Here is a 9,124-nt window from a genome sequence, read left to right as displayed (position 1 = left end):
ACGTATCGCGCACGAGCGCCGGCGGGTCGGCCACCGAAGGTGTGGCGGAGACGACGTTGGTGTCCAGGACGTACATCAGAGCTCGGGGGTGCGGGCGGTCAGACCCAGACGCCCGGGCCCGAAGTCGATGTCGTCGCTCTCCGGCGTGGCGAGGTGGTCGACGATGCTCGTCGGTTCAGCGACGATGTCTACGTCAGGCCCAGTCGACCCGCCGTACGTCGCGATCTTGTACTCCGTGGCGGCCAGCGACAGCGTCAGCTCCCGGATCCGCCGCCGGACGGTGTCCCGGTGCTCCAGCAGGATGTCGAGGCGCTCGGGCTCGGTCTGCTCCCCTGCGTCGACCAGCTCGATGTAGTGCTGCAGGTCCCGCATCGGCATACCCGAGAGCCGCATCCGCGTGAGGAACACCAGGCGCCGGATCGCGGCGGCGTCGTACACGCGGTGGCCAGCGGAGTCGCGGCCGACCTCGACCAGCCCGGCCCGCTCGTAGTAGCGCAGCGTGTGCGGCGAGACGTCGAGGTGGGCGGCGGCCTCGGCGATGGTCATCGGCTCGGTCGTCGCGTCCAGGTCGGTCAGAGCGTGGATCACCTCGACCGACGGCGCGCCGTCCTCCCCCAGCGCCGCCAGGGCCCGCGACATCAGCTCGTCCATGGCCATGCCAGCCACCCTAGATCGGCCCCGTCAGAACGCGCGCACGGCCGCGGGCACGCCCGGGAAGTCCGCCGACTCGCTGGCGCTCGCCCACTTCTCGACGTCGTCGAGCGCCTGCGTGTAGACGCGCCTGAGGTTGCGGACCGCCTCGGCGCCGAGCGGCAGCCGCAGCGGCGCGTCGAAGGCGCCGAGCACGTCGCGGATGACGGCGGCGCCGCGCTCCGGGTCGCCCTCCTGGATGCCGTCGGCGTCGGCCATGTTTGCGCGCACCGCCCCGGTCACGGCCTCGTAGGACGGGTCCTGGGCCGCCGTCGCGAGCACCTCCGGCGCGTTGAAGGCCGTGCGGAACCGGCTGGGCTCCACGATCAGCACCCTGATCCCGAACGGGGCGACCTCGCCCGCGAGCGCCTCGGACCAGCCCTCCAGCGCGAACTTCCCGGCCGAGTAGCTGCCGACCGCCGGGAACGACAGGCGCCCGCCCTGGCTGCTCATCTGCACGATCGCGCCCGAACCACGCTCCCGCAGGTGCGGCAGGACGGCGCGCACGTAGGCGGCCGGGCCGAACAGGTGCTGGTCGAGCATGTCCCGCAGCCGGTCGTCGGTGATCTCCTCGGCCGCTCCGACCTGGCCGGCGCCGGCGTTGTTGACGAGCACGTCGACCCGCCCGAACTCGTCGAGCGCCCGCTGCACGACGGCGGCCGCGGCGGCCGTGTCGCGCACGTCGTGCTCCACGGCGAGCAGCCGGTCGCCGTACCGGGCCTGGAGCGCGTCGAACCGGCCGGCGCGCCGGGCGGTCCCGACCACCCGCTCGCCGGCGCGCAGCGCGGCCTCGGCAAGGGCCAGGCCGAGGCCCGAGCTGGCGCCGGTGATGAGCCATGTCTTTTCGCCGGCCTTCTCGCTGTTCGTCATGCCGGGGACGCTAGGCCTTCGAGCGCGCTCGAAGGCAAGCACCCTCCGCCGACGTCGTAGCGTGGGAACCATGAACCAGTGCGCGTACGAGGTACAGCCAGAGGTGCAGCCATGAGCCGGATCCTGGTCACCGGCTCCGCCGACGGACTGGGCCGCGCGGCGGCCGACACCCTCCTCTCGCAAGGGCACGAGGTGGTGGTGCACGCCCGGAACCGGGGCCGCGCCGCGGACCTGAGCGACCTCGTCGACCGGGGTGCGCACGTCGTGGTGGGCGACTTCGCCGACCGGGACGCCGTGCGTGCCGTCGCGTCCGAGCTGTCCGACGCGGCCCCGCTGGACGCCGTCGTCCACAACGCCGGGGTGTGGAGCGGGCGGGCCGTCATGCCGGTCAACGTCGTCGCGCCGTACCTCCTCACGGCCCTGCTGCCCGGGCCTCGCCGCCTGGTGTATCTCAGCAGCGGCTCGCACTTCAGCGGCCGCCCCGTGCTGGACGGCGTCGACTGGTCGGGCCGTACTCCGGGCTCGTACGGCGACAGCAAGCTCTTCGTCACCGCCCTGGCCGCCGCCGTGGCGCGCCTGCGCCCCGGCGTGCCGAGCAACGCCGTCGACCCGGGCTGGGTACCGACGCGGATGGGTGGGCCGGGTGCGCCGGACGATCTCGAGCTGGGCCACCGCACCCAGGAGTGGCTGGTCACCAGCGACGACCCGGAAGCGCTGACCACCGGCGGGTACTGGTACCACCAGGAGCGCCAGGAGCCGCACGCCGCTGTTCACGACACGGCCTTCCAGGACCGGCTCCTGGAGGTGCTCGCGCAGGAGACCGGCACCGCGCTCTGAGGCGTCCCAGCTCGCCGGCGCCGTCTACCCCACGGTTGTGGCGGAGCGCTCACCGATCGCTTCGAGCACCGTCGCGACGACCGCCTCGGGCGCGTCCTCCGGGACGAGGTGCCCGGCGTACGCCACGGTGTGGAGATCGGCGCCCGGGATGCGCCGCGCCAGTTCTTGCCCTCGGTCCAGCGGCACCCACGCGTCCTGCTCGCCCCACAGGATCGTGACGGGGCAGCGCATCTCGTCGTAGCGGTCCTGGATCTCGTCGGTGTACCGGTCCCCCATCTGGGCGATCTGGCGGTAGAACGCCGCCTGGCCGACCTCCCCCGTCCACGGTTCGGTGTAGCGGAGCATCTCCTCGTCCGACAGCGTGCGGTGCACCGCGCCGGCGACGTACGCGCGCAGGAGCGCGTCGTGGATGTACGCCGGGAGCTCGACGAACGCCTGCTCGTGCCGGCGGGCGGTCTGCACGAACGGCGACCCGTGGGGGCTGAGCGCCACGGGATCGATCAGGGTGAGGGTCCGATAGTCGCGCCCGTCCAGCAGATGGGTGCGCAGCGCGGTCGCCCCGCCGAAGTCGTGCGCGACGACGTCGGGGCGCTCCAGCTCCCAGTGCGTGAGCAGCTGGTCGAAGAGCCGGTTCTGCACACCGAGCGAGACGTCCTGGCCGTCCTCCTTGTGCGAGCGCCCGTAACCGAGGAGGTCGTAGTAGTACACCCGGCGCCGCCGCGCGAGGAGCGGGGCGATGCGCCGCCACACGACCGAGGAGAACGGGGTGCCGTGCAGCAGCACCAGCGGTTCGCCGTCGCCGATCGCGTGCCAGCGAACGGGCTGGCCCTCGTACTCGAATACTTGGGGTAGCTCCCAGGAGTCGTCACCGAGCCGGTCCATGTGCTGTTCCTTTCACGTGGGCATCAATTTCACCCTCGCACAGGCCGCTGGCTCGTACAACGAAGAATCAGCCGACCAGGTCGGCGTCCTCGACCTCCCGTACGGCCATCGCCGTCTCCACGCCGTCGTCGTGCAGCACCTGGCGCATCCGGGAGAAGTCGACGTACGCGGCGTCGAGGGGATACGTCGTCAGGCGGGACATCGCGGTGGCGAACTTGGCCATCGAGCTCTTGCCCGGAAGGAAGATCGACAGCTCCTCGCGGGCTTCGAAGGTCTGCACCACCACGTCGTCGGGCAGGGCTGCCAGCGCCTTGGCGTCCGCCTCGACGGGCACGGTCACCAGCCAGGGCGGCCCGTCGGCACCCTGCCGCTGCTCCTCGGTCCCGCGCGTCCAGCCACGCCAGGGCGTTCCGGAGACGACGGCGCCACACGCCTGGACGGTCGCGACCAGGTCGTCGACTGCGGCGCCGAGCGTGGCCTCGGCTGCCGTCCAGTCGTACCGGTCGGGCACGGACTCGACGGTCACCAGCCGCGACACCACCGTGGCCTCCGGGACGTGCCGCAGGCGCGCCTCCGGCCGTGAGCCGACGAGCATGCGCGCGTCGCTGATCGCCTCGTCCTGGAGCTGCCGCTGGGCCGCCACCTCGTCGGCGTGCTCCTGCAGCAGCGTGGGCGCCTCGCCGGGCTCGTCGAGCGCGCGCCGCACGAGCTTGACGCTCATCCCCGTGCCGCGCAGGGCCGTGATCAGCATCGCCTGCTCGACCTGGTCGAACGTGTACGAGCGGTAGCCGGTCTGCGGGTCGACGTCGGCCGGGACCAGCAGGCCCTCGGAATGGTAGTAGCGCAGGGTCTGGGGCGACAGGTAGCACATCTCGCTGAAGTCGCTGATGGTGAGCATGACTCCAGGATCTAGGTTGCAGCAGCCATAAGGTCAAGCGGGACCCCGCTGCCGGTGCTAGGCCGAGCGTGCCGTGCGGAAGGTGCGCCGGTAGGCGTCGGGCGCGACGCCCACCGCTCGCTGGAAGTGGCGGCGCAGCGTGGCCGCCGTCCCCATGCCGGCCGCGGACGCGACCGTGTCGATCCCGTCGTCCGTGGCCTCCAGGAGCTCCCGGGCGCGTCCGATCCGCTGCGTGAGCAGCCACTGCAGCGGCGTCGTGCCGGTGACCGCGTGGAAGTTGCGGGCCAGGTGGCGCGAGCTCATGTTCGCCTGGCGGGCGAGGTCCTCGACCGTGAGCGGCTGGTCGAGCCGCTGCACGATCCAGGGCAGCAGGTCCGCCAGAGCGTGCCCGTCCCGCGCGGGCACCGGCGTGGCGACGTACTGCGCCTGGCCGCCCGGGCGATGCGGGGGTACCACCAGGCGACGGGCGACCACGTTGGCGATCGCCGACCCGTGGTCGCGGCGGACCATGTGCAGCGACAGGTCCATCGCCGCGGCCTTGCCGGCCGACGTCAGGACGGTGCCCTCGTCGACGTAGAGCACGCTGGGATCGACCGTCACCCGGGGATAGCGGGTGGCGAGGTCCTGCGCGTGGGCCCAGTGGGTGGTCGCGCGCCGCCCGTCCAGCAGTCCCGCGGCGGCCAGGACGAAGGCGCCCGTGCACAGGGACGCGACCCGTGCGCCGGCCCGGTGGGCCGCCCGCACGGCCTCGACGAGATCGTCCGGCGGCGCCTGGTCGACGTCGACCACCGCGGGCACGATCACCGTCTCCGCCCGCGCGAGCCGGTCGAGCCCGTGGTCCGGCTCGATCATGAAGTGCCCGGCCCGCACGGTATGGGTCCCGCACACGGCGACGTCGTACCAGGGCCCGGGGACGGCGTCCGGCGCGGAACCGAAGACCTCGAAGGCGATGGCCAGCTCGAAGTGGAGCATCCCGTCGGTGGCGGCGATCGCGACGGAGCGCGGTGCGGGCGTCATGTCCGAAAGTGTACGCATCATGTCGTTCCAGACACTGGGCAGCTGACCGCGCCCGCGACAGGATCGTCCACATGACGACGAACCTGAACGTGGCCGTCTTCGGGGCCTACGGGCACACCGGACGCTTTGTGGTCGCCGAGCTGCTGGAGCGGGGTTACGCCCCGGTCCTGATCGGTCGGGACCCCGCCAAGCTGTCGGCGCTTTCCTCGGTGCTGCCGGGTCTCGAGAGCCGCCAAGCCTCCGCCGACGACCCCACCTCACTCGACCGTGCCCTCGCCGGCGCGGCCGCCGTGATCAACTGCGCGGGGCCGTTCGCGGCGACGACCGCCCCGGTCGTCGAGGCGGCGCTCCGAGCGGGGATCCCCTACGTGGACGTCGCGGCCGAGATCGAGGCCAACGTCGACACGTTCGAGCACTTCGCGGAGGGCGCCCGCGAGGCCGGCACCGTCGTGGTCCCGGCGATGGCCTTCTTCGGCGGGCTGGGCGACCTGCTCGTGACGGCGGCGGCGGGCGACTGGACGGCAGCCGACGAGGTGCACGTCGCCTACGGCCTCAGCAGCTGGCACCCGACGGCGGGCACGCTCGCCGCGGGCACGGTCTCGGACGGCCGGCGCGGCGGCCGCGGGGTCCGCTTCGCCCAGGGGCGGTTGCAGTACCACGACGACGCACGCCCGACCCTCGAGTGGCCGTTCCCGGAACCGCTGGGGCCCCAGCAGGTCATCGGCGAGTTCACCATGGCCGACGTCGTCACCGTCCCGAGCCACCTGGCGGTCCCCGAGGTGACGACGTACATGACCGCGGTCGCCGCCGCGGACCTCGCCGCGCCGGACGCGACCGCCCCGGCGGCCGTGGACGATCGGGGCCGGTCCGCACAGACCTTCGTCGTCGACGTCGTCGTCCGCGCGGGCGGAGCGGAACGCCGGCTGACGGCGTCCGGCCAGGACATCTACGCCATCAGCGCGCCGCTCGCGGTGGAAGCCGTCGACCGCGTCCTCACCGGGCGTGCCCGGGCCACCGGCGTCGTCTCGGCCGGCGCGGCCTTCGACGCCGTCGACTTCCTGCGCGCGCTGGCCCCGCACCTCACGGTGAGACAGCCGCTCGACGCCGCGTAATGGTCAGGGCACCTGGAACGTCACCGTCCGGACCGGGTTGTCGAACTCGGTGGTGCGCAGGGACACCTGCACCTCCCACTCGCCCCCGGTCGGTAGGACCACCTCGCCGGCGTAGACGCCCGGACCCAGCGAGGTGACCGCCACCTCTCCGAGGTCCACGTCGCCCGACTTCAGGCTGAGCCGCGGCGCCTCGTAGCCCTCGGCGGGCTCCCCGAGGGCGTCGGTCATCGTGATGGTGAGGGTCGCCGGCCCGACGGCCGGCGGATCCAGAGAGATCCGCGCCGAGATCTGGCCCAGCACCACGTCCTCCCCGGCGGTCGCCGCCGGCTCCTCGACGGAGGTGGCGGCCGTGTCGGTCTCGGGGCTGCGGTCCACCAGGAAGCCGGTGACCAGCAGTACCACGACCAGCACCGCCGCCTCCGCGAGCGCCGTCCGGACCAGCGGGGTGGAACGTGCCCGGGCACGCGGCAGCAAAGCGAACCTGTTCCACGCGGCGATGGCAATGGCGACCAGCGCGGCGAGGACCTTCACGAGGAGCAGGGCTCCGTAGCCGGAGTCGAGGAGCGCGTCCCAGGACCCGGCGATCCGCCAGGCCAGGACCGTCCCGGCGACCACGAGCACCGCGAGCAGGCCGGCGGCCCAGGTCGAGAACCTGCCGAGCACGACGGCGCCGGAGTCGCCGCGCGCGAGGTCCCCGAGCACGAGGGCGACCGCCACGAGGCCGCCGAGCCACAGGGTTCCCGCGGCCAGGTGCAGCACGTCCACGCCGATCACGAGGGCCTCGGGCGCGGCGGCTCGCGTGTGGCCGGTGAACGCGGGCGCGGTGACCGCGAGGACGCTGCCGGCCAGCACGAGGCCCGCCCTGGTCCGGCCGGGGGCGGCGGACGCCGGGTGCGCCCCGGTGGCCAGCGCGAGTCCCGTGATCACAACCGCGGGGACGGCGTACTCGGCGGGCGCGAGCGCCGACCAGGTCGAGCTGTCGGTGATCGCGGAGGCGGGCACGCCGAGCTGGTACAGCGCGACCAGCGGCACGGCCAGCCCCCAGCCGAGCGCCGCGACGCCGGCCGCCGCCCGGGCGACCCGACGGAGCCGGGCGCGCGAGCGGTCGGCGCCGCCGTCGCGCGGAAGGAACAGGACCGTGAAGGCCGCCACGCCGGCTGCGACGAGAAGGCCCACGTAGCCCAGGCCGCGGACCAGTCCGAGCGCGAAGGGTGCGTCGGTGGCCGCGTCCGCGTCCGCCGACGGTACGTCCACCACGTCGCTGGGGGCGCCGACGGAGAAGCTCAGGGAGCCGCCGATCGGGTGCCCGTCCTCCGACACGAGGCGCCAGACGACGACCAGCGTGCCGTCGCCGACCTCCTCGTCGAGGTCCACGAAGAGCTCCGACCCGCGGACCGAGGCAGTGGAGGCTACCTCCTCCCCCGTCGCGTCGAACACCTTGATCCCCGTCGGGACGCCGAGCACTGACTCGTTGAAGCCGAACGTGATCCGCTCGGGGGCGGTCTCGAGCACCGCGCCGTGCGCGGGGTCGGTGCGCACGAGGGTCGCGTGGGCGGAGGCACTGACCGCCGGGCCGAGCAGCAGCCCGCAGACGACGGCGAGCAGGAGCAGCCAGCCGCCGGTGCGCTGCCCGACGCTCCGGGACGTCATGGGCGTCGCCGACGGCGCAGCAGGACCGCAGCCGCCAGGACGCCCACTGCCAGGACACCGGCCGCACCGTAGGCCATCAGAGGGCTCCGCTCCCCGGCGTCCGCGGCGGCGCCGGCCACCTCGGTCGCGGCGGGCGACTCGGGCGAGGTGGCGTCCGCCGTCTCCATCGGTACCTCGGTACCGGCGCCGGCACTCGCGCTTGCCTCGGCATCGGCATCGGCATCGGCGGTCTCGGTCCCCGGCTCCCCAGGCGTCACGACGAGGACGGGCGCCGGCCTCTCCAGCCCGTCATGGCCCTCCCCGTGCTCGGCGACCTCGGTCCAGGCCGCCTCGCCCTGCTCGCACTGCTGGATGACGGGGAAGATGAGCGTCGCGCCGTCGTCGTCGGGCAGGCGTACGGAGAACTCGACCTCCGCGTGCTCGGCGTCCGGGAGCGGCTCGTCGGTCGTCCAGGTCAGGGCGTCCGCTGCCTGCTCGACCGCCCAGCGGTCGGTATCGGAGGCGCTCACGTCCGAGACCCCCTCGGGCATCCGGATGGAGATCGCGGTAGTCGCCGACCCGACGCAGCCGTGCGGGATCTCGACCCGGAGCTCGGCCGTCGCGCCCGCCGCCGTGGTGGACGGGGTGATGGTCACGTGCGCCAGCGCCGACGTCGTCCCGAGGGCAACGATGCCCGCGGTGGCGAGTCCGGTCAGGGTCGCGCGACGGAGGGCGGTCCTGGGATTCATGGGAACTCCTGGGTGGAGATGGTCCGCACACCAAACCAGCGGGTCGAACCGCTGTCAAGAGTGTGAACTCGATGGGCGAAAACGTAGACGATGCGTTCCGGCACACGTACGGTGGTTCATGTCACCGAACCAAGGTCGCCTCCGTGAACACGCTGCAGTGTGCGGAGCGGCCGCCACCGGAGGGAAGAAATGCCCAACATCACCGTCGAGCTGCTGGCCGGCCGCACCCTCGAGCAGCGTCGCGAGTTCGCGAAGGCCGTCGCCGAGAGTGCCGTCGAGATCCTGGGCGCCCGCCGCCAGGACGTCCGCATGGTCTTCAGCGAGATCACCCCCGACATCGTCGCCAACGGCGGCGTGCTCGCCAGCGAGGACGAGAGCCGCGCGGGCGTGGTCGCCGCCCTCGCCGACGACTGACGTACGAGCAAGGCCCCGTTGGTCGG

General features: G+C 73.3%; 10 protein-coding genes. 3 read left to right on the top strand and 7 right to left on the bottom strand.

Annotated elements, in window-relative coordinates; genetic code table 11:
• Positions 1–75 precede the first annotated feature (75 nt).
• Both ACNYC2_RS07820 and ACNYC2_RS07815 read right to left on the bottom strand, forming a co-directional pair.
• A complete protein-coding gene (locus tag ACNYC2_RS07820) occupies positions 76–657 on the bottom strand; it encodes a MerR family transcriptional regulator (RefSeq protein ID WP_419706480.1) in 582 nt (193 codons plus the stop codon).
• Positions 658–681: 24 nt separating this feature from the next.
• A complete protein-coding gene (locus ACNYC2_RS07815; protein ID WP_419706479.1) occupies positions 682–1,560 on the bottom strand; it encodes an SDR family NAD(P)-dependent oxidoreductase in 879 nt (292 codons plus the stop codon).
• 111 nt (positions 1,561–1,671) lie between these two features.
• Here ACNYC2_RS07815 and ACNYC2_RS07810 point away from each other — a divergent pair, with 111 nt between their 5' ends.
• Positions 1,672–2,397, top strand: a complete 726-nt coding sequence (locus ACNYC2_RS07810; RefSeq protein ID WP_419706478.1) for an SDR family NAD(P)-dependent oxidoreductase — start codon at positions 1,672–1,674, stop codon at positions 2,395–2,397.
• A 24-nt stretch (positions 2,398–2,421) separates the two neighbouring features.
• Here the strand turns inward: ACNYC2_RS07810 and ACNYC2_RS07805 are convergent, their stop codons facing one another.
• From ACNYC2_RS07805 to ACNYC2_RS07795, 3 genes are all read right to left on the bottom strand, one after another.
• Complete coding sequence (locus ACNYC2_RS07805) at positions 2,422–3,279, bottom strand: alpha/beta fold hydrolase (protein ID WP_419706477.1); 858 nt, start codon at positions 3,277–3,279, stop codon at positions 2,422–2,424.
• Between the two features lie 67 nt (positions 3,280–3,346).
• The gene (locus ACNYC2_RS07800) at positions 3,347–4,177 is read right to left on the bottom strand and encodes a MerR family transcriptional regulator (RefSeq protein ID WP_419706476.1); all 831 of its coding nucleotides are present in this window, start codon (positions 4,175–4,177) and stop codon (positions 3,347–3,349) included.
• 57 nt (positions 4,178–4,234) lie between these two features.
• The gene (locus ACNYC2_RS07795) at positions 4,235–5,194 is read right to left on the bottom strand and encodes a helix-turn-helix domain-containing protein (RefSeq protein ID WP_419706475.1); all 960 of its coding nucleotides are present in this window, start codon (positions 5,192–5,194) and stop codon (positions 4,235–4,237) included.
• A gap of 71 nt (positions 5,195–5,265) precedes the next feature.
• On the opposite strand from ACNYC2_RS07795, the gene ACNYC2_RS07790 reads away from it, so the two are divergent.
• Positions 5,266–6,306: a saccharopine dehydrogenase family protein gene (locus ACNYC2_RS07790; RefSeq protein ID WP_419706474.1), complete on the top strand. Its 1,041-nt coding sequence runs from the start codon at positions 5,266–5,268 to the stop codon at positions 6,304–6,306.
• A gap of 3 nt (positions 6,307–6,309) precedes the next feature.
• Here ACNYC2_RS07790 and ACNYC2_RS07785 read toward each other — a convergent pair whose 3' ends face one another.
• Entirely contained in the window at positions 6,310–7,956 is a 1,647-nt protein-coding gene (locus ACNYC2_RS07785) for a copper resistance protein CopC (protein ID WP_419706473.1), read from the bottom strand.
• Positions 7,953–8,684: a YcnI family protein gene (locus ACNYC2_RS07780; protein WP_419706472.1), complete on the bottom strand. Its 732-nt coding sequence runs from the start codon at positions 8,682–8,684 to the stop codon at positions 7,953–7,955. The genes ACNYC2_RS07785 and ACNYC2_RS07780 overlap by 4 nt, the downstream gene beginning before the upstream one ends.
• 189 nt (positions 8,685–8,873) lie before the next feature.
• Here ACNYC2_RS07780 and ACNYC2_RS07775 point away from each other — a divergent pair, with 189 nt between their 5' ends.
• On the top strand, positions 8,874–9,098 hold the full coding sequence (locus ACNYC2_RS07775; protein WP_419706471.1) for a tautomerase family protein: 225 nt from the start codon (positions 8,874–8,876) through the stop codon (positions 9,096–9,098).
• Positions 9,099–9,124: the final 26 nt, after the last annotated feature.

Source organism: Promicromonospora sp. NFX87 (assembly GCF_048564965.1).
Classification (GTDB): domain Bacteria; phylum Actinomycetota; class Actinomycetes; order Actinomycetales; family Cellulomonadaceae; genus Promicromonospora.
The sequence above is the reverse complement of the archived record's forward strand: the minus strand, read 5'-3'. Positions and strand labels throughout refer to the sequence as shown.

Excerpts from the sequence above, each read along its gene's own strand:
- ACNYC2_RS07790 (WP_419706474.1), top strand. The coding sequence starts at position 5,266 with ATGACGACGAACCTGAACGTGGCCGTCTTCGGGGCCTACGGGCACACC.
- ACNYC2_RS07800 (WP_419706476.1), bottom strand. The coding sequence starts at position 4,177 with ATGCTCACCATCAGCGACTTCAGCGAGATGTGCTACCTGTCGCCCCAG.
- ACNYC2_RS07775 (WP_419706471.1), top strand. The coding sequence starts at position 8,874 with ATGCCCAACATCACCGTCGAGCTGCTGGCCGGCCGCACCCTCGAGCAG.
- ACNYC2_RS07820 (WP_419706480.1), bottom strand. The coding sequence starts at position 657 with ATGGCCATGGACGAGCTGATGTCGCGGGCCCTGGCGGCGCTGGGGGAG.
- ACNYC2_RS07815 (WP_419706479.1), bottom strand. The coding sequence starts at position 1,560 with ATGACGAACAGCGAGAAGGCCGGCGAAAAGACATGGCTCATCACCGGC.
- ACNYC2_RS07785 (WP_419706473.1), bottom strand. The coding sequence starts at position 7,956 with ATGACGTCCCGGAGCGTCGGGCAGCGCACCGGCGGCTGGCTGCTCCTG.
- ACNYC2_RS07780 (WP_419706472.1), bottom strand. The coding sequence starts at position 8,684 with ATGAATCCCAGGACCGCCCTCCGTCGCGCGACCCTGACCGGACTCGCC.
- ACNYC2_RS07795 (WP_419706475.1), bottom strand. The coding sequence starts at position 5,194 with ATGACGCCCGCACCGCGCTCCGTCGCGATCGCCGCCACCGACGGGATG.
- ACNYC2_RS07805 (WP_419706477.1), bottom strand. The coding sequence starts at position 3,279 with ATGGACCGGCTCGGTGACGACTCCTGGGAGCTACCCCAAGTATTCGAG.
- ACNYC2_RS07810 (WP_419706478.1), top strand. The coding sequence starts at position 1,672 with ATGAGCCGGATCCTGGTCACCGGCTCCGCCGACGGACTGGGCCGCGCG.